A 21044-nucleotide genomic window follows, 5' to 3' on the forward strand; every position below is an offset into this window, starting at 1 on the left:
TCATCATTTCGAGTTCATATGAACATAAAAATGATATCAAATTTCTGCTAACTTGTATATTCAAAAGATCTAAAGAGCATGATAATCTTGAGGTGATTCCATGCGAAAAATGAAGTTTCTTGTCGCAGGATGCGTGTTTTCATCAATGTTCAGTAGTGCTTGGTATATGAATGAAAAATTAAAAAGAGAATATGTCGAACCTATTAATGTGGATGAAACAACCATTCAGTTAACAAATGTAGAGACTCCAGTAAATTTTTTAACGGAAGAAGCGAATGTCTTCGAAAAGTTTAAACCTCGGGAATATGTTCGGGTCGTGGCTAAGTAACAGGATGTGAAAAACAAACATCCTGTTTTTTATATATTTTCCATCATGGTTGTTGTATTCCCTTATATTCCAACTTGTAATAAAAGTTTAAATGGGAAGTCCGCTTGTCAAAAGGGACTGACTGATTCATAATAATAAAGAAATTATAAAGAGAAATTAAGTAGGTTTATATATAATGAAAATTGGAGATTGAGAATGAAAAATACATACTTTACTAGCTATTTTCCACTAATAACGATCCTTTTGTTTAGCACATCATTATCAATTGCTACTGTCATGATTGTCATTGATTATTTGCAGATTTTAGGAATCTATGATGGGATGTTGGAATTCTTTTCGAATAATGGGATAAAGCTCGCATTATTTATTTTATTTGCGTTACTTTATTTCATGGTTTTTTCAGCGTTGAAGTTAATTGCGAACACGGTGACGGAGCTTTCATTGTTGTTTTTCTCTAAAGATGTTGCAGGGGAAAACCTTACAAGTATAAGAGGGGGTTCTTCCTTTTACTTAATTGGGGGTGCACTTTCCTTAGTTGCGATTCAATATCCGATTGCAATAGTAGGCTGTTTTCTTTTAGCAACTATTTGTTATTTTATTTATATCGTATACAAATTTAGTAGCTCATTAACGTCTCCTTCATTAATCGGTTTAGTGTTATTTCATGTGTTCTTTTGGTTCATTTTTCTATTAGGGACATTATATTTATGTTTTAGACTCTATAATAGTGTGATGGCGAGCCTACCAGTGTAAACAAGATAGATAGAATAAAATAGTTGCAAAAATGAGTAGAAAAACTCGCTAACTATTCGTGTTAGATCTAGTTTAATTCTTACAAAAAAAGGATGGAGCGACTTCAGTTCAGAAGTACTCCATCTTTTTTATGTTCTTTTCAGTATTCGATGAATCACTCTACGATAAAAATCGCTTTCGGATTTCAGGTGAAGGAATTAAGCACTGTTTCTTTTTACCAAACCATTTGTATCGGTTCTTTGCTACAAAGTTGTAGATACCATTCCTTAGTGGTCTTGGAAGAAACACAAATAGGTATAGAATTCTCCAAAGTCCACCTAACTCTAAACAGACATGAAGGGCTGCTGTTGATTTTGTGTAGCTCCCTTTTTGATTGATGAGAACAAAGCTGTCAAAATCATTTGTTGGGAGATTGTAATCAGTTAAAAGTTGTTGACCAAAACTCGATTGGAGAGCAGCGAAATGAAAGACCTCTCGTTTATCATGCTTGATCACAAATTGGACAGATTGATCACAAAAGTGACAATCTCCATCGAACAGCAAAATAGGTTCGTACCCTGTTTTCATAGTCACCCTTCTTTCTATAGATTAGCTAGGAGAAAAGTTTATTTCATGACATCCTTCCAAATAAGCATTTGCGGACCTTTGTCATAACTGTTTCTAACATTGCCATTTCTATCTTTACCTACCCATACTCCTGCAGTATATCTGTCAGTTAAACCAACAAACCACAAATCTCTATAATCATTGGTTGTGCCTGTTTTCCCACCTATATACTCAGATGATACTGATGCCTTTTGACCTGTTCCACCTTTGACAACAGAAGCTAATAACGATCTCATTTGTTCGTTAGTCGTTTCTTTCCATACACGCACAGGCTCATCTTTCCATTCATACAATGTTTTGCCTGACTTGTCGGTTACCTTTGTAATGGAGTGATTATCATAAAATAGACCATTGTTACCAAATGTCGTATACGCGTTCGTTATCTCAAGTGGTGAAACACCGACAGCAAAACCTCCTATTGCAAGTGCGAGTCCAGTATCATTTTTCGATAGAGAAGAGAATCCAAATGGCTGTAAATATGAAAGTCCTTTATCTATCCCTATTTCATCAAGCATTCGAACAGCAGCTGTGTTATAAGAGTATTTTAAAGCTGTGTCAAGTGAGACCGTCCCATAATTTTCCTTAGTGTAATTTTTCGGACAGTAGTCAGGTTTACAATAGGCACCAGCATCAATTTTAGATTTTGCTGTTACTCCTTTTATATCAATATAGGGTGCATAATCCAGCAGGGGCTTTATCGCAGAACCTGGTTGTCTATATGCCTGGTAAGCGCGATTAAATGAAAATTTTTCATAGTCTTTCCCACCTGATAAAGCAACAATTCTATGTGTTTGATGATCAATAACAGCTGCAGCACCCTGAACATCACTTGCTGGTAGATGGGTCTTCATCGCTTGATTTAATCGATCTTGTTTATTCGTTTCAAGTGCTGTATGAATAATAATCCCTTGGGAGATCACCTTTTTAACTCGTTCGGTAAGTTGTTTGTCAATTGTTTTTGCATCTTCGCCATTAGCTAGTCTTGTAGCATATCCCTCTTTGTCTGATAGCAATTGTTTTAATTCTTTATGAACGAACGTGACATAGTCAGCATAGTTGTCAACAGGTTCTCTGATGGTAAGCTTAATAGGAAACTCGATTGCATTTTCCAATTCCTGTTGTGATATCATACTGTTTTTATATAACATTTCCAATAATCGTTCTTGTCGTTCTTTCGTTTTTGTGAAGTTTTTTATCGGATCATACATTGTTGGATTATTTGGTATGGCACTAATAAACACAAGTTCTGCTAGATTCAGCTCTTGTAGCTGGCGATTGAAATAGTGTGTAGCCGCAGTGCCGATTCCATACGTTCCGTTTCCAAAATAAATAGCATTTAAGTAACCTTCAAGTATTTGTTCTTTTGTGAAGTTCTTTTCAAGTTGATAGGAATAAAGGAGTTCACTAAGCTTGCGGTTATAGGTTTGCTCAAATGATAAATAAACATTACGAGCAAGCTGTTGTGTAATTGTACTACCACCTTGTTCGACAGATTGGTTTTGAGCATTAATAAAAACAGCCCGCATCATACTAGCAGCATCAAATCCTATATGTTCAAAGAAACGTTGATCTTCTGAAGTGATATATAGCGTTTTAACTATATCAGGAATATCATTGGAGTTCATATAGACTCGACTTTGCTGTTCGGAGGTTATTTCTGATATTAGCTCGCCTTCATGGTCAAAAATGTAGCTATTTTCTGCTAATTCAACAGATTCTATCGGAATCTGTTCGTCTAAAACAGTTCCTAATCCTTTTACTGCCTTAGATTCCTTACCTGCAACGAAACCGCTGAAAATAAAGATGGGCACCATGATAATAATACAAATCCACCCAAATATACTTCGCAAATTAATCCACACACTTTCTATTAAATAGTCATTTTTTAATCTATAGATCAAATTTATATTCTTCGAGATATATTTCTACTAGTTAGATAGCAAATCTAGATTAAGAATGAGATAAAAAGAATCAAAAAGATACTAGTCTAGTCTTATTGTAACCGATTCTTGCAACTTGCGGCTTAATTTTTATAAACGTTAAAATTGGTATTCCGACCTCCCTTCCAGTTTTCTTTAAAATGGTAGCATTAATCAAAGAGCCTAATTATATTCAAACATGATCGCAGCTATAAAAATAGACAAGGGGTAATTCATTATTTTTAGAAAAATTGAGGTTTAATCTGCTGTTACGATGATATAATAATAGAGAGAATACGTTATAGAATAGGAGGTGAATAGAAGTGGAGAAGCTAGAAAGGCTTTTATTTATTGATTTTGAATTTACGATGCCAGAAGGAAAATCCAACCCAAAAGGATTTTTTCCGGAAATTATAGAAGTTGGTATTGTTTCTGTTTTGAACCAAGAAATTGAAGAACAATTTTCCTCATATGTTAAACCAATAAGTTTCCCCATATTAAGTGAGCGTTGTAAAACGTTTCTTCAACTAACTCAATCCAAGATTAATAATGGTATAACCTTTTCGGAATTACTAACAAAACTATCGAAGTATAATGATCATTCTCTCAATACAGTCGTTACATGGGGGAATATGGATATGAAAGTACTACGTCAAAATTGTCAAATAAACGATGGGAAGTTTCCTTTCAAAGGGAATTTTAGAGACTTATCAATGGAATACAAGAAATTTTTTGGGGATCGGAATCAAACAGGTCTTTGGAAGGCTGTTGAGGGGTATGGGAAAAAAGCTACTGGCCAACATCATTGTGCTCTTGATGACGCTTTAACTACCTATAATTTGTTCAAGCTTGTTGAAGAGGATAAACGTTACCTACAAAAGCCAACTCCCCCGACAATAGGTGATCATATTGATTTGGCTAAACTTCTAAATAAATATGCTACATAGTAGCCAGAAGTCCCTGACTACTATATTAGCAGCTATTCAAGAGGAATGAAGGGAGCTTTAAGATCTACTCCATACTCTATGTTTATTTATTTGGAAAATAATCTTTCTCTAAGGATGTAATGTTAGCAAGTGAATGTTCTGCCCAATCATTCCCCATTTGTTCTAACTCTACTTTTAATTTCGTAATGGCGTCTTTAAGCGACTCATCATAATCTGGAATTGAACCTTCATAATGTTTAACCATTTGTTTGGGGATATTTGTTTGTTCATTAAGAGCTAATGCTCGTCGTTCGTGGAAAAATTGGACTTCTGCTTGCTTAGGATTATGTAAATCACCTTGCGTTGGATGTTTTAAGACGGCTTTTACTTTTACTAAATAATGGATTTCTTTAATAGCTGTTATTTCCCCTATATATTTCCCAGTTTTATATATACCTGTTACTAGATCGCCTAGCTTTTTTTCATCCATTCGTATCATTCCTTCATTTAGATTCATACAGATTTTTTTAGGTGGGCTTGTTATCACACTAGGAGGTTGACTCATATGTTTTGCGTCAGCCTCTTTTAATGTCGCCTTTATATTTTTTCAAGTAGCATCCTTGAACGAAATAAATTCTATCTTCATCTTAACATGATAAAAATAGAATTAGAAATAGTGAACATTTCTTAAAAAGTTACTAATAAAGCGTTTAGTACCTAGTGAATTTTAATGAAAATTGCTATAGTAAGAATAGAAGGGTCGTGAAGAGATGATTCAAATCAATGCTGTTTTAGGATTATTTTTATATTTTCCAGAGGATAAAACGGAATATATTCCAGCAGTTATCACAATGGCGATATTTGGAATAGCGGCGTTTTTTGCGTTTCGTTTCATTGTGAAGCATTCAAAAAAGGAACAAGATGATATGGACGAATTGTTAAAACAAGGCGAGCAAAAGAAAGACAATGAGTAACAGATCTAATTACGTAGATTAACATGAATGATCATTAACATGATGTGGTCTATATAAGGACCTCGTTATTTGCGTTTCTGTTTCTGATCATATAAATAATGCTTGATCATGAAAAAGAGCATAAGAGGGGTCCCTGTGCTCTATATATTATCCTCATGTTCGGTGATTAGTAAGGTGGATTGTGACTGCTTTCTTTGTTGGATTACTCAGATTCTATTAAATTCTCGATCAATAATTTCCTTTTTGGGGCAATCGTTTCAGGCTTTTCACTTTGCGTATTTATTATTAATGAAGCTTCCTTTTTTAATTAACCATTGATGATTGATAAAACTAATTAGTAAAATACAGAACAAAGAAAGATGAGTATCACAAAAGTTTTTATTTTGTTAGGTAAACCACGATTAAATACCTTCCCCATAACTACACCACTTTTTAATAAGCACACTCTAAATATGAAAGAAATGTACCTTACAGACGCTAAGGAAGTAACTTTAAATACGTCTAAGGGTGTAGATGGGACTTGGTTTATCATTATTTAGTAAAAGCAGCAACTAAACGATTAAGCCCGTCAGCTAAAGTTTCTCGAGGACATGCGAAATTCATACGGAGGAATCCAGCTCCGTTTTCACCGAATTTTGATCCCGGCTCTAATGCTAGTTTTCCCTTGTTTAAGAGCAGACTTTTTATTTCGTCATCGCTTTTCTTTAGATTTCTTGCGTCAAGCCATACGAGGTAGGTCGATTCAGGTCTCATGACTTTCACCTCAGGAAGATGGTCTTTGATGAAATTTTCTATATATAGGACATTTCCTTCTAAATAAGTAATCAGTTCATCTAACCATTTTTCACCGTGTTTGTATGCTGCTTCCAAGGCATCAATGCCGAACGAATTGAGTGATGAAAGACCGTAAAGCTGTTGAACTGCTTGATATTTTCGTTTCAAAGAATCATTATTTATTAGCACTACTGAAGATTGTAAACCTGCAAGATTGAATGTCTTACTAGGAGCAATGCAGGTAACTGTCTGATTTGCGATGGCCTCACTTATAGATGCAATAGGCGTATAGTGATTATCAAATAACAATAAATCAGAGTGAATATCATCAGAAATAAGTAGAACATTGTGTTTTATACACAACTCACCAATTTTAGTTAATTCCTCTTTACTCCAGACACGACCTCCTGGATTATGAGGATTACAGAGTATGAATAATTTAGTATGTGGATCAGAAAACTTTTCTTCGAGATCTTTAAAATCTATTTCATATCTTTCTTCATTGGTCAGTAATAATTGATTATAAAGGACCTCACGCTTATGTTTTTTAGCTATTTCAAAGAATGGATAATAAACAGGAGGTTGAACAACAATTTTGTCGACCGGATCAGTGAATGCTTGTATCGCTAAACTAATAGCAGTGACGATTCCAGGACTATATGTAATACTCGTTTTGTCGATTTCCCAGTTATGTCTTTTCTTTAGCCACCCCTGTATGGCATCCTCTACTTTTTCACCTGGCATAGAATAACCAAAAATCCCATGCTCTACACGAGAATGTAAGGCATCTAGAACTTCTATTGGTGCTTGAAAGTCCATGTCAGCTACCCACATTGGTAAAACATCTTCTATTCCAAATATCTTTTTTGTGTTCCATTTTGCAGAACCTGAGTTCTTGCGGTTGATGACCTGATTAAATTGACTCATAATCTTCCCCCCATTATTTGTAATAAGAAACTTTATACATCCTAGTTAATGTTTCTATGTATAATCATAAATGTGATACAATGGCAGTGCAAAAAATAAGATCTTAAAAGGTGAAATTTATGGAAACTCAGCAAACCAATATTAAATTAATGGAACTATTATTACAATGGGATCCACTAGGATATGGAGAAGGTAGTTACGAAACTGAAGTAGTGGATGTTCTCCAAGCTGTTTATTTAATTGATGATTTAAAGTTACTTTCTAGAAAAATCCAAGCTGTTTATGAGTTTTCATTTGAGGAAATTATCCCCCTGCAAAAATGTGAAAGTCTCGCAATACAACTTCTACTTATTAAAAATAATGCTAGCTGTGAATTAGGCTAATCCGTTAGATAATGATAAATCCTTGAAAGCTCCTAGGATTGTGTTAAAACAATCTGCCAAGAATAATGCGCTATCTTAAGGCATTTTTTAAAGGTTTCTCATTGCGGAGTTCTCCAGTTCATACGGGGCTGAACTGGAGAACTCCGCTTTTTAATGTGTCTAGCTCCAGGCGCCATCGGCTCGAGGGAAACTATTACCTATACTCCTAAGTCATAAGCCAATCCGTCCAGAAGGTTAAAGAGCAACCTTCTAGCCGGATTGGCTAATACTTGTCGCCCAAAAGCTTGGCGCCTTCAGTTTTTAGTAACAAAAGTTGAGGATTTTTTCTGTAACGTGTTCCGGTCTTTCTTCCGGTACTAAATGTCCAGTTTGTTGGAAGGAGAAAAAGGTGGAGTTTGGTAAATCATTTTTTAATCTTTCCCCTACGTGAACCGGAACTACTTTATCTTCACTTCCCCAAATAAGGAGACTTGGCTGTTCAATCCGTTTTAATTCCTCAGGTGGTAGGTCCCCTTCATGATCACGAATCATTCTATTCAGAGCCATGAAAATTTGATCGTTTCTAAATGGTTCCAAATAGCCATCCATCATCTCTTGATCGATAAGCGCTTTATCATGGACAACATTATTTAAGTTTTTTAGAACCCCTTGACGAGCCAACCTTCGCTTAATAAATACGTAAAAATAAGGAAAATATGATCCGAATATTAATGTGGGATGAACACGTTTCATATAACCAGAACTGCATAAAAGAACAATCTTTTCAAATAGATCAGGTCTTTCCTTCGCAGCGATAAGTGAAATTTGACCACCCATTGAATGACCGACAAGATATGCTTTCTTTATTTGTAATCCTTCAACTAGCTTTATAACAAGTTTAGCCATATTTGTATAGGAATGAACAAATTTTGTAGACTTTTCCGTCTTGCCAAACGGAGGGAGATCAATCGCCACAAGACTAAATTCATTTTCTAACAAAGGAATGATCTTCCGAAAACTGAAGGTAGAAGATAAAAAACCATGAATTAATACCATCGTTGGCTTTGCAGGATCTTTTTCATATACTTCATAATGAACATTAACACCAAGAATGTTCATAGAACTGCTATAATAATGGCTCTTTTCTATTTCCATAAGCTTCACTCCGTTTTCCCTATAAATAGTCGTTGCAAATATGATAAAATAAAATGTCGATTAGCATAGGTTTGAATTATTGTTAATCCGGGGCAAATTAGTATTGTCGTGTTTATGGTTACCAAAAACGTGTGGAAAACACATGTAAAAACTTACCCTTTTTTCTAGTAGAGAAAACTAGAAAAAACAAGTTATAAAGTGATACAATTATCAGAAGATTTGAAAAGTAGGAGTGGTGAAAATGAAATTTACTGAGAAGGAAGTCGAGATATTAGAGATCTTAGAGGATAACTGTCGCTTATCTGCTGAACAAATCGCTAAAATGATTGACTTAACAGAAGAAGCTACTAAACAATTGATTCAAAATTTAGAAGAACAACGCATTATTGTTGACTATACGGCACAAGTTAATTGGCGTAAGGTTGATGGTCATGAAGGCGTTAAAGCGATGATCGATGTCAAAGTTCAGCCCAAGCGTGGAGTTGGATTTGATGATATTGCCAGTCGAATATATAGATTTAATGAAGTTAAATCAGTGTATTTAATGTCGGGGGCGTATGACCTTTCCGTTATTATAGAAGGTAAATCAATGTCTGCAATTGCTCAATTCGTGTCGGAGAAATTATCTACTTTAGATTCAGTATTGTCTACAACAACTCATTTTATCTTAAAGAAATATAAGCATGATGGCACGATATTTGAAGTAGATGATGAGGACAAGAGAATTGTGGTGTCTCCATGATTGAACCATCGCATTACCTCTCGAGTACAGTCAGAGATTTAAAACCATCAGGAATACGAAAGTTTTTTGATTTAGCAGCTAGCATGGAGGGTGTTATTTCATTAGGTGTAGGTGAACCTGATTTCGTCACATCATGGAGTATAAGAGAAGCGTGTATCCTTTCCCTCGAACAAGGGTATACATCATATACAGCAAACGCTGGACTAATAGAATTAAGGAATGAAATAAGTTCCTATTTAAAGGAAAAAACAACTGTTGAATATAACCCTAAGGATGAAATATTAGTAACTGTGGGTGCAAGTCAGGCTCTAGATATCGCTTTAAGAGCGATTGTAAATCCTGGTGATGAAGTCATTGTGATCAATCCAAGTTTTGTATCATATGCATCGCTTGTAACTTTAGCTGGTGGGGTTCCTGTAGAGGTTCAAACAAGTGGAGAGATGGAATTTAAACTACAACCCGCAGATTTAGAAAAAGCAATCACGAGTAAAACGAAAGCACTTATCTTATGTTCGCCAAATAATCCGACTGGAACTGTTCTTGTTAAGGAAGAATTGGAGAGAATTGCAGCTATAATTGAAAAACATGATTTATTAGTCATTTCAGATGAAATTTATGCAGAGCTTACATATGATGAACCATATGCAAGTTTTGTTTCAATAGAAGGTATGGCTAAGCGCACGATTCTAGTATCAGGATTTTCAAAGGGCTTTGCAATGACAGGTTGGCGATTAGGCTATGTCGCAGCACATCCTGATTTTTTAAGTGCTATGTTGAAAATTCACCAATATTCAATGATGTGTGCTCCTACAATGGCTCAATATGCTGCGATTGAAGCAATGAAAAGTGGTCAAGAGGATGTACTCCATATGAAAAAGAGTTACAGACAACGACGAAATTTGTTTGTAGGAACGCTAAATGAGATGGGGTTAACATGTCATAATCCTGGAGGAGCATTTTATGCCTTCCCTTCAATACAGGTAACCAATCTTTCTTCAGAGGAATTTGCTGAACAATTATTAGTAGAAGAAAAAGTTGCGGTAGTTCCTGGGAATGTATTTGGTGAAAGTGGAGAAGGCTTTATTCGTTGCTCCTATGCTACATCATTAGAACAACTTCAAGAAGCAGTGAAAAGAATGAAACGCTTTGTTGATAAACACATTTAAATTTTTATAGAAAGGCTTTTTTCGCAAAGATTGTTGTTTTCCGTACAAAGTACTAATGTACACGTTTTAAGGATATCTCGTGCTTTTTTCGCTAAATTACTCTGATATCCCTTTGGACATAGCTTCTATTTAGATCTAGAGCAACAAACTTTTAGAAAAGAGCAAAAAAAGAGGTTGCCTCTGATTAAGAGTCAACCAATATATCTAGAAAATAAAAAGGGGGGGAATACTAGAAAGCCTTATGCTTCTAATACTCCCCCTTTTTTTATTTCTCTAAACCTGTTTTATCAAAAAAATATAAAGACACACGTTATTTTCCCCTTTTGTTTAACCAATTTTTACAATGAAACAATTTCATGAAATCTACCGTTTAATATAGTGCAAAGGGAGGATAGAACGAAATGACTGAAGACGAATTAATTAAAAAAGCAAAACAAGGGAATCTGAATGCATTTGGACAACTTGTAGAACTTCATTATCCAGTCGTTGAGAAGTTTGCCTATCAATTAGGAAATAGACAGGATGAAATCGAAGATATTACCCAGGAAGTGTTTATTCGCGTCTATCGATTCATCGATCAATTTTCCAAGGCGAAGTTTTCGACCTGGTTATATAAAATCACCTTGAACGTAACAAGAGATTTTGCAAGAAAGCGGCAATCAAATCTTAGAAAAGTTTTTAAAGTACAACAGGACCTTCGAAATGAGAATTATCCAGAAATTGAAGCAGCTGTGATTAGAAGCGACGAGGATCGTATTCTACACTTAGCTATTCAAAAGCTTGATGAGAAGTATCGTATCCCTATCGTTCTCTACTTTTTTCACGAAAAAAAGTACGAAGAAATTGCAGAAATCATGTCGATTACCTTATCGACTGTAAAGACAAGAATATTAAGAGGGAAGACAATGCTTAAGAAAGCAATGGAGGAACAAAGCAAAAAAGAAGGTGATCCCAATGGATGATAAACAATTTGAGGAACGAATGGAAAAATTAAAACAATCATACGATCATATGCCAACGATGTCTTCGAGTGACAAGATAATGACAGTACTTAAGAAACAAGAAAAACCCGTTAAAAAACGATTCTTCACTCATTTACCAATTGTCGCATCCTTTATAGGAGTATTAATAATTGGTGGCGTTTTAGGAATGCAATTCATATCACAGGCAAATTTTAATCAGGCAAAACAACCACTAACCGAAGATAAACAGTCTCAAGCGATTACAGATAAAGAAATAGAATCAGCGATTAATGAAGTTCGTGGATATTACGAACGTAAGGTGGATGAATTAAGTACTCACTTAGAATTTAATGATGTGGAGCAATATTCATTTGTTCAAGAGGCAAAAGCTACCGTTGAGAAATTTGAAGGCAGAAAAAGTTACCAAAATCAGCAAGAACTAACGACTGATATGGAAAAGGTAAAAGAAATCATAGATCAGAAAGTGTCCTTGCCTAAAGACGAGTATGCGACACTAAGAAGAAACTTTGAAAATGGAGATCCAATTAGTGAGGATGATCTACTTAGTTATATAAATAAATTAGATATTCTCCATGAACGATATAATGAAAAATGGCAGATAGAGAATATAGAAAGAGGCCTAAGTCCTAATATAGAAAATTATGTAACTGAATTAAATAATTGGGATGTGGAAGGATCTGCTATAGTTGAAACATTATTAAGCAATGGTTACAGTTTTTATGAAGATGAAGGTGATATCTATTTTGATATTAATAGCCAGAAAATCTTAGCTGATTTTGTTGGTCATATTAGTGAGCAATTGCGAGTTTATTTAGAAATGCGCTCAGAGATTAGAGATGTTGGAGATGTTTCAGTAATCTCAAATGATACAATGGAGGAAAGAATTATAAAATTAGAACAAGCCATATTGTCTTATCCTAATTTTGAAAAAATAGAATTCTTAAGGTTCGAATATCAAAAAGTCTTTTTAAATTATTTAAAGGATTCGTCTGTTGAAACTTTAGGGGGATTTGTTGAAGAGCACCATGGCACAAAGTCTGCAAATCAATTGGTAACGTTTATTGAGAAGTTAACAGAAAATGACTTCGTACTTACTGATCAATTAAGAAGTGAAATGAGCAATAGTATACCTTCTGAGTTAAAAGGAATATCGAGCTACTATTCGCCGACACATCTATTTCCCTTAACCGATTCAATGATCAATGTCTATCAGGAATATAAGAAAACACATAATGATGACATATTACATGGTCCATTTACAGGTACTACTACATCAATAGAATTTTCGATTTATAGAATTTTCGTGTATGCCATCGCAAAAGGAGATTACGAAACAGCGTATTATCTTTTACATGACGACGAAGATGCTCAGTTGCCAAGTGTTGAAGACTTTATTGAAGAAATGGAGCAAAAACGTACGGAGTTTCAAACATTATCAAATGAAGTGAATGCTATAATTGACAGCTCTGAACAAGGAGATCAACTATTAACCTATACACTAATAAAGAATAATGGAGAACCATATTTATTCCAAATGGAATATGACAAGGGAATTCCAAAAGTTGTTTATCAATCACTTTAAAAAGCAGTGGCTTCAACCACTGTTTTTTGGGGTATAATATAATGAGGACACATACTTTTATTTTTGAAAAAAACGTAAAGATGTGATATAATTTTATATTGCGTATAAAAGGACATATAATATAAGAAATTAGGAGTGTTATTTATGACAACAAAGTACGAAATAGGTAGTGTGCATACAGGTAAAGTTACAGGAATTCAACCATACGGAGCGTTCGTTGCTCTTGACGATTCAACTCAAGGACTAGTTCATATTTCTGAAATTACACATGGTTTTGTTAAAGATGTGAACGAACACTTAAAATTAAATGATGAAGTACAAATTAAAGTACTTTCAATCGATGAAAATTCTGGTAAAATCAGTCTTTCAATTCGTGCAACTCAAGAAGCACCTGTTGAAGAAAAGAAAGAAGCACCAAGAAAACCTAAGAAACGTCAAGCAACTGTTAAAACAGAAACAGAAACACCACAAGGGTTTAATACACTAAAGGATAAACTTGAAGAGTGGATCGAACAATCTAAGCGTGAAGAAGTAAAGAAATAAGGAATAAATAAAAGGATGAAACGCAATTGCGTTTCATCCTTTTATTTATTTAAGTTCTATTGATACTGGAGCAAGATAAACTCCTGATTGTTCATTTATCTTGCTTCTGGTCTTGGTTCCCGAACAACCTCTGCTGCAGGTTTAAAGAGAAGACCTAAGTTGATTAAGCCAGCGATCCCCACTATGCCATAAATGATTCTAGATAATGCTGAATCATCACCGAATATAGCTGCTACTAAATTGAACCCAAAGAATCCAATTAGTCCCCAGTTTATTGCGCCAATGATGGTAAGTAAAAGTGCTATACGTTGTATTGCGCTCATTTGCTTCCTCCTTTAATGTTCTACAAGACTAGCTTGTGAAAAAAGGAGAAAATCTATTCAATTATAAATAATGGAAATGCGTATTTCTTTACTAAAAAAATCAAATTGTACATAATCTAATTATGGAGGCGATAAAAAATGGAAAACTTTACATATTACAACCCTACAAAGTTGATTTTTGGTAAGGGACAAGTACAGCAACTAGTAAAAGAAGTACCGAAATACGGAAAAAAGGTACTTCTTGTATATGGTGGCGGTAGCATTAAACGAAATGGTCTTTATGATGAGGTTGTCAATTTATTAGGTGAAAATGACATTCAACTATTTGAATTATCTGGTGTTGAACCAAACCCAAGATTAACAACTGTGCATCGTGGAGTTGATATATGTAAAACAGAGGCCATTGATTTCATTTTAGCTGTCGGTGGTGGAAGTGTTATTGATTGTACAAAAGCGATTGCTGTTGGAGCGAAATATGATGGTGATGCATGGGATATTGTGACAAGAAAACATATGCCTACTGAGGCATTACCTTTTGGTACAGTACTGACATTGGCTGCTACCGGCTCGGAAATGAATTCAGGATCTGTTATTACCAATTGGGAAACAAAAGAAAAACATGGCTGGGGAAGCCCCTTAACATTCCCGCAATTTTCGATATTAGATCCAACGAACACGTTTACAGTTCCAAAGGATCAAACTGTTTATGGCATGGTCGATATGATGTCACATGTATTTGAACAATACTTTCATCATACGAAAAATACACCCTTACAGGATCGTTTCTGCGAGTCACTGTTGAAAACGGTTATTGAAACTGCACCTAAGTTAATTGAAGACCTTGATAATTATCAACTTCGTGAGACAATCCTTTACTCAGGAACAATCGCATTAAATGGACAATTACAGATGGGTTACCATGGAGATTGGGCAAGTCATAATATCGAACATGCTGTTTCCGCAGTGTATGACATTCCTCATGGTGGGGGATTAGCAATTCTCTTTCCAAATTGGATGAAACATAATTTGCATGAAAATGTGAAACGATTTGTTCAATTAGCGGTAAATGTATTTGACATTAATCCTACTGGAAAAGATGATCAAACAATAGCTTTAGAAGGAATCGAGAAGCTTCGTGAATTCTGGAGTAGCATCGGAGCGCCTAGTCGTTTACAGGATTATCAGATAAATGATGAAAAGATTGAATTAATGGTTGAAAAGTCGATGGCAAATGGTGAATTTGGTAATTTTAAAAAGTTAAATGATGAAGATGTCAGAGCGATTTTGACAGCTTCCTTATAAGTAAGGAAAAAGAGTCCTTCTTTTTCCAAACACTAACTAGTGCTTAACAACAAAACAAAAAAGCAAACCGCCCTTCCATATAGAGCACGCTTATAACTCTGTTATTTGAATCAGGGGAATTGACGTGGGCTTTTATCTTGTGAAGGGCGTTGTTAGTTTGTGAGGGATAGGGGAAAAGGAGAGCGCTTTTTCCTAGGAGTGGGCATTCCTACTTGAAGAATAATTAAAAATCGATTGTTGTTTGATTTAGGGAAAAAGAAGTGTTCCTTTATCTTGTGAGGGCGATTGTTAATTTGTTTATTTGTGGATTGAGGATAGGGAAAAAGAAGTGCACTTTTTCCTAATGAGGCGCTTATTATATGTTCTTTTTTGAGGAATTAAGTGTAGGGAAAAAGGAGAGCGCTTTTTCCGTGCAGGTCTAATATTTGCGTTAGGGAAAAAGAAGACCGCTTTTTCTTAGAGAGGCGCTTACTATATGTCCTTTTTGGGGAATTAAGTGTAGGGAAAAAGGAGAGTGCTTTTTCCGTGCAGGTCTAATATTTGCGTTAGGGAAAAAGAAGACCGCTTTTTCTTAGAGAGGCGCTTACTATATATGTCCTTTTTTGGGAATTAAGTGTAGGGAAAAAGGAGAGTGCTTTTTCCTACTTGATTTACTTCCTTATCTTAGATAAAGTGATAGTAGCTATAATAATAATGATACTAATGGAGGAACTAGTTATGACACATGTACGTTTTGACTATTCAAATGCGTTATCATTTTTTAATGAACATGAAATTACATACTTACGTGATTTTGTAAAAGTTGCACATCACACGATCCATGAGCAAACAGGTGCTGGGAGTGATTTTTTAGGTTGGGTTGATCTTCCTACAAATTATGATAAGGAAGAGTTTGCACGTATTCAGAAGAGTGCTGCAAAGATTAAGTCTGATTCTGAGGTGCTTCTTGTTATTGGGATTGGTGGTTCATACTTAGGAGCTCGTGCCGCGATTGAAATGTTAAATCATTCTTTCTACAATGCTTTGTCTAAAGAACAGAGACAAGCTCCGCAAGTGATTTTTGTGGGTAACAATATTAGTTCTACATATATGAAAGATCTTCATGATTTACTTGAAGGTAAAGATTTCTCGATTAACGTTATTTCAAAATCTGGTACAACTACTGAGCCAGCATTAGCATTCCGTATTTTTAGAAAGCTTCTTGAAGAGAAATATGGTAAAACAGAAGCAAAACAGCGTATTTATGCAACAACTGACCAATCACGTGGTGCATTGAAGACGTTAGCTACTGAAGAGGGCTATGAATCGTTTATTATTCCAGATGATGTTGGTGGTCGATACTCTGTATTAACGGCTGTAGGTCTATTGCCAATCGCTGTAACAGGTGTTGATATTGAAGCAATGATGAAGGGAGCAGCTGCAGCAAGTGAAGACTTCGGTAAGTCAGAGCTTGAAGAAAATGCTGCTTATCAATATGCGGTTGTTCGTAATGTCCTTTACAACAAAGGGAAAACGATTGAAATGCTGATTAATTATGAGCCAGGACTTCAATATTTCTCTGAGTGGTGGAAACAATTGTTTGGAGAAAGTGAAGGGAAAGACCAAAAAGGAATCTATCCTTCATCTGCAAACTTTTCGACTGACCTGCATTCATTAGGTCAATATGTTCAAGAAGGCCGTCGTGACATTTTTGAAACGATTATTAATGTTGAAACATCACGCCATGAATTAGTAGTTGAGTCAGAAGAAAATGATTTAGATGGTTTAAATTATTTAACTGGTAAATCTGTTGATTTCGTAAATAAAAAGGCGTTCCAAGGGACGATGCTTGCCCATACTGATGGTGGTGTTCCAAACCTAGTTGTAACAATTCCAAAAATGGATGAGTATACTTTTGGTTATCTAGTGTACTTCTTTGAAAAAGCATGTGCCATGAGTGGATACCTACTAGGTGTCAATCCGTTTGATCAACCGGGTGTTGAAGCTTACAAAGTAAATATGTTTGCTTTACTTGGAAAACCAGGATTTGAAGAGAAAAAGGCAGAATTAGAGAAACGCTTAGAAAAATAATCTAATGATTTAACATAATTTGATAGAAGTAGTTAAGAGTGTGACTATATTTTGACCTAATTGGGTTGAAATTGGTCACATTTTTAGTTTGAAAAGATTTGAGCTGTATTTTATTGAGGGATAGGTGGACGAAATAAAGGATTTTGTAGGTAAGGAATCTATTATGTAAAAGGGTAAAATGTCGAAGTAATTCTCTCGTCAATGAAAGTTCGCTTGTTATTTATCGATAACGTTTTTCAACGCTCAATGCGGACATACCTAGAAACAGTGGGTATGATACTATACATACCCACAACCTAAGTAAACTCCTCTATGGAACTTAGACATATAAATGCTTCATTAATTCTTTATTTTTCTCGTCAAACCGACTATTGTGAGATGAAACCCTTGCTTTTGCAGAAGATGTAGGGTCAAGCACTTGTTTTGCCTGATTGACTGCATTCGCTGCATCTGCAAATGCCCCTAAGATTAAATGAACCTTTCCTTCAAAATGTAAGATATCACCTGCAGCAAAGAGACCTTCAATGTTTGATTCTGACTTCGTTGACCCATTAATAAAGAATTCATTAACTAATTCAATATTTAAGGGGCTCTCCTTAATAAATGTCAGCTCTCGCTCAAAACCATAACTTATAATCACATCATCAACATCAATATTTGATACTTCTTGAGAAAGCTGATTTTTTAACTGTACAGATTTTATTTTGCTATTATCAGTTGTGGATATAAACTTTTCTATTGTTGTATTTAAGTGTATATGTGTATGTAATTGTTCAATTTGCGTTCTTTGTGCTTCATGACAATCGAAATGATCTCTTCTATGGACAAGGTGAATACTTTTAGCAACAGGGGCTAACTCGATTGCCCAATCAATTGCAGCATTTCCCCCTCCAGAAATTAATACGTCTTTATTTCTGAATTTACTTAAACTTTGGACAACATAATGGAGATTTGTAACCTCATATCTATCTGCACCTTGAATTTCTAATTTAATTGGTTTTAAGATGCCGCCTCCAACTGCTAATATCACCGTTCTGCTAAAATGTTGATTTCCGTTTTCTGCGGTAAGAATAAAGAGCTGTTCTCTTGATTTTTCTATCTTGATAACTTTTTCATTGACAACAACTTCAGGATCAAATGTTAATGCCTGCTCAACCATTTGTTGAATTAGTTGCGCCCCTGTCAATGGGGTTTGGGCACCTACGTCCCAGATCATTTTTTCAGGGTATACATGAACCTTTCCACCTAATGTTGGTTGGAACTCAATAATCTTTGTTTTCATTTCACGCATACCACTATAAAAAGCTGAAAACAAGCCAGCTGGACCACCGCCAATAATTGTTACATCAAAAATATCTTCATGAAAGGTCATCATTTCACACTCCTTTAAAGTATCAACATTGATAATGATTATCAATTTCATTATTGTCTGTTTTTATGAGAATGTCAATATAAAAAGTCCCATTCGTCTGGTGATAGGAGATGAACTACTTGTTTCAAATGATTCTGAGGCCTTTTGCAACAAAAGTTCTTAAGAATTTTTTTCTCTTAATAGGAAATTCTAAACGTAAAAGGAGGTTATTTGGATGATTGAAATTCCATCAAGCATAGATGGACAATCTTTTTCATTGTATGATCTTGAGTTAAAACTAAAACCATTAGGCTACTCAATTGGAGGGAATTGGGAGTATGATCATGGTTCTTTTGATTATAAAATCGATTCAGAAGTAGGATACCAATATTTAAGGCTTCCTTTTATTGCAACAGCTGGGGAGCTAGATTCACCTAATACAACAGTTCGTTTAGGTACACCGTTTCTGCTCTCACACAAATACCAAATAGGGCTAGATGATCATGCGAAAATTGGTAACTTTAGTGCATCGTTTAATCAATTTCAGGAGCCACAAGATAAAGATGCTACCTTCCCTAGTAAATTTATTGATTTAGGGAAGGAACTAGTTAAAGAAATAGAAGTAAAACTACTAGATCAGTGAGTAAGAATGATTAGTGCATCTAGTGGTTGTATTTCATAGGAGAGTGGCGGATTTACTTTCGTTTCCTCTCCTTTTTTAATGCCAATTAAGATCGACTCATTTTCTAATAATACTTGACTAGCTTCCTTAAACGTCTTGCCAATTAATTTTTCAGTGACAGGTAGTACTTTAAAAGAATTTCCGGTTGCAGGATTGAATTCGGAGTAAAATTCTGATAATCCATTTCTTGCTAAATAACTACTCATGATAAAATGACTTGTCAGTTTATATGACTTAATCATTTCATCAGCACCTGCTCTATGAGCATTGTTAACTTGCAATTCTGTTAGGATTTCAACGACACAATACAAGGTAGGATTAATTCCCTTTAATGTTAATAAAACGAGTACTGAATGCATATCAGCATTATGTTCATTTTTGTTTTGATCTGCTGTAATAATCGCTGCATCAGCAGTATCTATGTTTGCTTGTAGCAATGTTTGGTCATTAGCAGGGTTACCTCTAATGAAATAGACATTTTCGAGTAAAGGGGCTGCTTTTAAAGATTCATCAATCAAGACGATCTGTTTATTTGGCTTTATAGAATGGAGTGAATCAATCATTTCATTTGATTTTGCGTTCCAGCCTATTAACACCACATGATTACTACCCTTAAAGGCGACATTTCCATTTACATATGAATTATGTCTTCTAATAGTTGCAGCTGATATCGTTGCAAAGTAGGCAGTAACAAAGGTTGCTCCAGCTAAAATCATGAAGATGGCTATGACCCTCCCTAAATAGGTTTTAGGGACATAATCTCCAAAGCCAACCGTAGAAACAGTTACCACAGCCCACCAAATACCATCGAAGACAGTTGGGAAAACAGTTGGCTCTACTACAGATATGACCTGTCCAAAAATTAAGATGATTAAAATGAGTACAAGTGTTATTCGATAATGAATAGGCCATCTAAACCAATGGATAATTGTTTTATTTGATTTTGACATATACAATCACCCCTTCTTATTAGGTGAAAATGATAAGATTTCTCTAATAATAGTGTTGATTTTAGCTGTAACTTCATCCTTCCCATAAAGATCAATCGCTTTTTGAATGGATATAATCGTTTCATCAGCAAATTCTATTAGCTCTTTATCCTCTTCCGTTTCATTATAAAAGCCAATAAAGGCATCTAATCCTTCATTCATTTTATCGATAGCCTCACTTAGTTGTTTTTTCTCTTCTTCACTAACTTTCATGTCATCACCACTTTCTATCTATGTAAATGTGTATACAATGGTTTAAGTAGGTGTCTTGTGGATCAACACAAATTTAAAAATCCTGAGGAAATAATAAAGGACTCTTATTAAGTTACTTATTTTCCTTAGTATGCACACTTCTTTAGATAGATTGCAGAAAATCCTATTGAATAATGGAAAAATATAATAAAGGGGGTTGGTTTAAAAAGTAGAAAATAGATTGTATTAAGAAAATTTAATAAAAACAGCATTCCTTTTATTTTGAAATGGTCCTAAACTACATAGTTACTTTGTTTACGTAGTTTAATCTAGTCGTTTTTTCGGTATATACTAGATATAAACAATACAAGAATAAGGAAAAGGGTGGAGATCTA

23 protein-coding genes are annotated in these 21044 nt (G+C 34.9%); 14 read left to right on the plus strand and 9 right to left on the minus strand.

Annotation, left to right across the window (positions count from 1 at the left end):
* Positions 1-100: 100 nt before the first annotated feature.
* Together AC6CHR_RS12630 and AC6CHR_RS12635 are read left to right on the plus strand one after the other, a co-directional pair.
* Positions 101-328 carry a hypothetical protein gene (locus AC6CHR_RS12630; RefSeq protein WP_498249205.1) on the plus strand — a complete coding sequence of 76 codons (228 nt, stop codon included), beginning with the start codon at positions 101-103 and terminating at the stop codon, positions 326-328.
* A gap of 195 nt (positions 329-523) precedes the next feature.
* Complete coding sequence (locus AC6CHR_RS12635; RefSeq protein WP_498249207.1) at positions 524-1081, plus strand: DUF5366 family protein; 558 nt, start codon at positions 524-526, stop codon at positions 1079-1081.
* Positions 1082-1240: 159 nt separating this feature from the next.
* Here AC6CHR_RS12635 and AC6CHR_RS12640 read toward each other — a convergent pair whose 3' ends face one another.
* On the minus strand, positions 1241-1648 hold the full coding sequence (locus tag AC6CHR_RS12640) for a thiol-disulfide oxidoreductase DCC family protein (RefSeq protein WP_498249209.1): 408 nt from the start codon (positions 1646-1648) through the stop codon (positions 1241-1243).
* Positions 1649-1686: 38 nt separating this feature from the next.
* Positions 1687-3501 carry a transglycosylase domain-containing protein gene (locus tag AC6CHR_RS12645; protein WP_498249210.1) on the minus strand — a complete coding sequence of 605 codons (1815 nt, stop codon included), beginning with the start codon at positions 3499-3501 and terminating at the stop codon, positions 1687-1689.
* Positions 3502-3929: 428 nt separating this feature from the next.
* Between AC6CHR_RS12645 and kapD the strand changes: the two genes are divergently transcribed.
* The gene (gene kapD / locus AC6CHR_RS12650) at positions 3930-4553 is read left to right on the plus strand and encodes a 3'-5' exonuclease KapD (RefSeq protein WP_498249212.1); all 624 of its coding nucleotides are present in this window, start codon (positions 3930-3932) and stop codon (positions 4551-4553) included.
* A gap of 82 nt (positions 4554-4635) precedes the next feature.
* Here kapD and kapB read toward each other — a convergent pair whose 3' ends face one another.
* Entirely contained in the window at positions 4636-5022 is a 387-nt protein-coding gene (kapB, locus tag AC6CHR_RS12655; protein WP_498249434.1) for a kinase-associated lipoprotein KapB, read from the minus strand.
* A 280-nt stretch (positions 5023-5302) separates the two neighbouring features.
* Here kapB and AC6CHR_RS12660 point away from each other — a divergent pair, with 280 nt between their 5' ends.
* Complete coding sequence (locus tag AC6CHR_RS12660) at positions 5303-5506, plus strand: hypothetical protein (protein ID WP_498249214.1); 204 nt, start codon at positions 5303-5305, stop codon at positions 5504-5506.
* Positions 5507-5865: 359 nt separating this feature from the next.
* Positions 5866-6045: a hypothetical protein gene (locus tag AC6CHR_RS12665; RefSeq protein ID WP_498249215.1), complete on the plus strand. Its 180-nt coding sequence runs from the start codon at positions 5866-5868 to the stop codon at positions 6043-6045.
* Here AC6CHR_RS12665 and AC6CHR_RS12670 read toward each other — a convergent pair.
* On the minus strand, positions 6038-7207 hold the full coding sequence (locus AC6CHR_RS12670) for a MalY/PatB family protein (RefSeq protein WP_498249217.1): 1170 nt from the start codon (positions 7205-7207) through the stop codon (positions 6038-6040). The two genes, AC6CHR_RS12665 and AC6CHR_RS12670, sit on opposite strands and share 8 nt — an antisense overlap.
* A gap of 119 nt (positions 7208-7326) precedes the next feature.
* On the opposite strand from AC6CHR_RS12670, the gene AC6CHR_RS12675 reads away from it, so the two are divergent.
* Positions 7327-7590: a DUF1871 family protein gene (locus tag AC6CHR_RS12675; protein WP_498249218.1), complete on the plus strand. Its 264-nt coding sequence runs from the start codon at positions 7327-7329 to the stop codon at positions 7588-7590.
* 300 nt (positions 7591-7890) lie between these two features.
* Here AC6CHR_RS12675 and AC6CHR_RS12680 read toward each other — a convergent pair whose 3' ends face one another.
* On the minus strand, positions 7891-8724 hold the full coding sequence (locus AC6CHR_RS12680; RefSeq protein ID WP_498249220.1) for an alpha/beta fold hydrolase: 834 nt from the start codon (positions 8722-8724) through the stop codon (positions 7891-7893).
* Positions 8725-8965: 241 nt separating this feature from the next.
* On the opposite strand from AC6CHR_RS12680, the gene AC6CHR_RS12685 reads away from it, so the two are divergent.
* From AC6CHR_RS12685 to yugI, 5 genes are all read left to right on the plus strand, one after another.
* Entirely contained in the window at positions 8966-9466 is a 501-nt protein-coding gene (locus AC6CHR_RS12685) for an Lrp/AsnC family transcriptional regulator (protein WP_498249221.1), read from the plus strand.
* On the plus strand, positions 9463-10632 hold the full coding sequence (locus AC6CHR_RS12690; protein WP_498249223.1) for an aminotransferase: 1170 nt from the start codon (positions 9463-9465) through the stop codon (positions 10630-10632). The genes AC6CHR_RS12685 and AC6CHR_RS12690 overlap by 4 nt, the downstream gene beginning before the upstream one ends.
* Positions 10633-11033: 401 nt before the next feature.
* The gene (locus AC6CHR_RS12695) at positions 11034-11594 is read left to right on the plus strand and encodes an RNA polymerase sigma factor (RefSeq protein ID WP_498249225.1); all 561 of its coding nucleotides are present in this window, start codon (positions 11034-11036) and stop codon (positions 11592-11594) included.
* Positions 11587-13197 carry a hypothetical protein gene (locus AC6CHR_RS12700; protein WP_498249227.1) on the plus strand — a complete coding sequence of 537 codons (1611 nt, stop codon included), beginning with the start codon at positions 11587-11589 and terminating at the stop codon, positions 13195-13197. The genes AC6CHR_RS12695 and AC6CHR_RS12700 overlap by 8 nt, the downstream gene beginning before the upstream one ends.
* Positions 13198-13341: 144 nt before the next feature.
* Positions 13342-13740: a S1 domain-containing post-transcriptional regulator GSP13 gene (yugI, locus tag AC6CHR_RS12705; RefSeq protein WP_498249229.1), complete on the plus strand. Its 399-nt coding sequence runs from the start codon at positions 13342-13344 to the stop codon at positions 13738-13740.
* Positions 13741-13835: 95 nt separating this feature from the next.
* Here yugI and AC6CHR_RS12710 read toward each other — a convergent pair whose 3' ends face one another.
* Positions 13836-14063 carry a DUF378 domain-containing protein gene (locus tag AC6CHR_RS12710; protein ID WP_498249230.1) on the minus strand — a complete coding sequence of 76 codons (228 nt, stop codon included), beginning with the start codon at positions 14061-14063 and terminating at the stop codon, positions 13836-13838.
* Positions 14064-14201: 138 nt separating this feature from the next.
* Here AC6CHR_RS12710 and AC6CHR_RS12715 point away from each other — a divergent pair, with 138 nt between their 5' ends.
* Together AC6CHR_RS12715 and AC6CHR_RS12720 are read left to right on the plus strand one after the other, a co-directional pair.
* Positions 14202-15365, plus strand: a complete 1164-nt coding sequence (locus tag AC6CHR_RS12715) for an iron-containing alcohol dehydrogenase (RefSeq protein ID WP_498249232.1) — start codon at positions 14202-14204, stop codon at positions 15363-15365.
* Between the two features lie 717 nt (positions 15366-16082).
* Positions 16083-17435 (plus strand): glucose-6-phosphate isomerase, encoded by a 1353-nt coding sequence (locus AC6CHR_RS12720; protein WP_498249234.1) that lies wholly within the window; start codon positions 16083-16085, stop codon positions 17433-17435.
* A gap of 319 nt (positions 17436-17754) precedes the next feature.
* Here the strand turns inward: AC6CHR_RS12720 and AC6CHR_RS12725 are convergent, their stop codons facing one another.
* Positions 17755-18807 carry an NAD(P)/FAD-dependent oxidoreductase gene (locus tag AC6CHR_RS12725; RefSeq protein WP_498249236.1) on the minus strand — a complete coding sequence of 351 codons (1053 nt, stop codon included), beginning with the start codon at positions 18805-18807 and terminating at the stop codon, positions 17755-17757.
* 214 nt (positions 18808-19021) lie between these two features.
* On the opposite strand from AC6CHR_RS12725, the gene AC6CHR_RS12730 reads away from it, so the two are divergent.
* On the plus strand, positions 19022-19429 hold the full coding sequence (locus AC6CHR_RS12730; protein WP_498249238.1) for a YugN-like family protein: 408 nt from the start codon (positions 19022-19024) through the stop codon (positions 19427-19429).
* Here AC6CHR_RS12730 and AC6CHR_RS12735 read toward each other — a convergent pair.
* Together AC6CHR_RS12735 and AC6CHR_RS12740 are read right to left on the minus strand one after the other, a co-directional pair.
* Positions 19423-20418 carry a potassium channel family protein gene (locus AC6CHR_RS12735; RefSeq protein ID WP_498249240.1) on the minus strand — a complete coding sequence of 332 codons (996 nt, stop codon included), beginning with the start codon at positions 20416-20418 and terminating at the stop codon, positions 19423-19425. The genes AC6CHR_RS12730 and AC6CHR_RS12735 overlap by 7 nt on opposite strands.
* Before the next feature lie 6 nt (positions 20419-20424).
* Complete coding sequence (locus AC6CHR_RS12740; protein ID WP_498249241.1) at positions 20425-20670, minus strand: protein mistic; 246 nt, start codon at positions 20668-20670, stop codon at positions 20425-20427.
* Positions 20671-21044 lie beyond the last annotated feature (374 nt).

The organism is Metabacillus sp. GQ13 (assembly GCF_059758525.1).

Bases quoted from the DNA above. Each gene is read 5' to 3' on its own strand.
- AC6CHR_RS12710 (WP_498249230.1), bottom strand. From the start codon at position 14,063: ATGAGCGCAATACAACGTATAGCACTTTTACTTACCATCATTGGCGCA.
- AC6CHR_RS12635 (WP_498249207.1), top strand. From the start codon at position 524: ATGAAAAATACATACTTTACTAGCTATTTTCCACTAATAACGATCCTT.
- yugI (WP_498249229.1), top strand. From the start codon at position 13,342: ATGACAACAAAGTACGAAATAGGTAGTGTGCATACAGGTAAAGTTACA.
- AC6CHR_RS12640 (WP_498249209.1), bottom strand. From the start codon at position 1,648: ATGAAAACAGGGTACGAACCTATTTTGCTGTTCGATGGAGATTGTCAC.
- AC6CHR_RS12660 (WP_498249214.1), top strand. From the start codon at position 5,303: ATGATTCAAATCAATGCTGTTTTAGGATTATTTTTATATTTTCCAGAG.
- AC6CHR_RS12645 (WP_498249210.1), bottom strand. From the start codon at position 3,501: ATGGTGCCCATCTTTATTTTCAGCGGTTTCGTTGCAGGTAAGGAATCT.
- AC6CHR_RS12690 (WP_498249223.1), top strand. From the start codon at position 9,463: ATGATTGAACCATCGCATTACCTCTCGAGTACAGTCAGAGATTTAAAA.
- AC6CHR_RS12630 (WP_498249205.1), top strand. From the start codon at position 101: ATGCGAAAAATGAAGTTTCTTGTCGCAGGATGCGTGTTTTCATCAATG.
- AC6CHR_RS12720 (WP_498249234.1), top strand. From the start codon at position 16,083: ATGACACATGTACGTTTTGACTATTCAAATGCGTTATCATTTTTTAAT.
- AC6CHR_RS12670 (WP_498249217.1), bottom strand. From the start codon at position 7,207: ATGAGTCAATTTAATCAGGTCATCAACCGCAAGAACTCAGGTTCTGCA.
- AC6CHR_RS12665 (WP_498249215.1), top strand. From the start codon at position 5,866: ATGAGTATCACAAAAGTTTTTATTTTGTTAGGTAAACCACGATTAAAT.
- AC6CHR_RS12680 (WP_498249220.1), bottom strand. From the start codon at position 8,724: ATGGAAATAGAAAAGAGCCATTATTATAGCAGTTCTATGAACATTCTT.
- AC6CHR_RS12725 (WP_498249236.1), bottom strand. From the start codon at position 18,807: ATGACCTTTCATGAAGATATTTTTGATGTAACAATTATTGGCGGTGGT.
- AC6CHR_RS12685 (WP_498249221.1), top strand. From the start codon at position 8,966: ATGAAATTTACTGAGAAGGAAGTCGAGATATTAGAGATCTTAGAGGAT.
- kapB (WP_498249434.1), bottom strand. From the start codon at position 5,022: ATGGATGAAAAAAAGCTAGGCGATCTAGTAACAGGTATATATAAAACT.
- AC6CHR_RS12715 (WP_498249232.1), top strand. From the start codon at position 14,202: ATGGAAAACTTTACATATTACAACCCTACAAAGTTGATTTTTGGTAAG.
- AC6CHR_RS12675 (WP_498249218.1), top strand. From the start codon at position 7,327: ATGGAAACTCAGCAAACCAATATTAAATTAATGGAACTATTATTACAA.
- AC6CHR_RS12730 (WP_498249238.1), top strand. From the start codon at position 19,022: ATGATTGAAATTCCATCAAGCATAGATGGACAATCTTTTTCATTGTAT.
- AC6CHR_RS12700 (WP_498249227.1), top strand. From the start codon at position 11,587: ATGGATGATAAACAATTTGAGGAACGAATGGAAAAATTAAAACAATCA.
- AC6CHR_RS12695 (WP_498249225.1), top strand. From the start codon at position 11,034: ATGACTGAAGACGAATTAATTAAAAAAGCAAAACAAGGGAATCTGAAT.
- AC6CHR_RS12740 (WP_498249241.1), bottom strand. From the start codon at position 20,670: ATGAAAGTTAGTGAAGAAGAGAAAAAACAACTAAGTGAGGCTATCGAT.
- AC6CHR_RS12735 (WP_498249240.1), bottom strand. From the start codon at position 20,418: ATGTCAAAATCAAATAAAACAATTATCCATTGGTTTAGATGGCCTATT.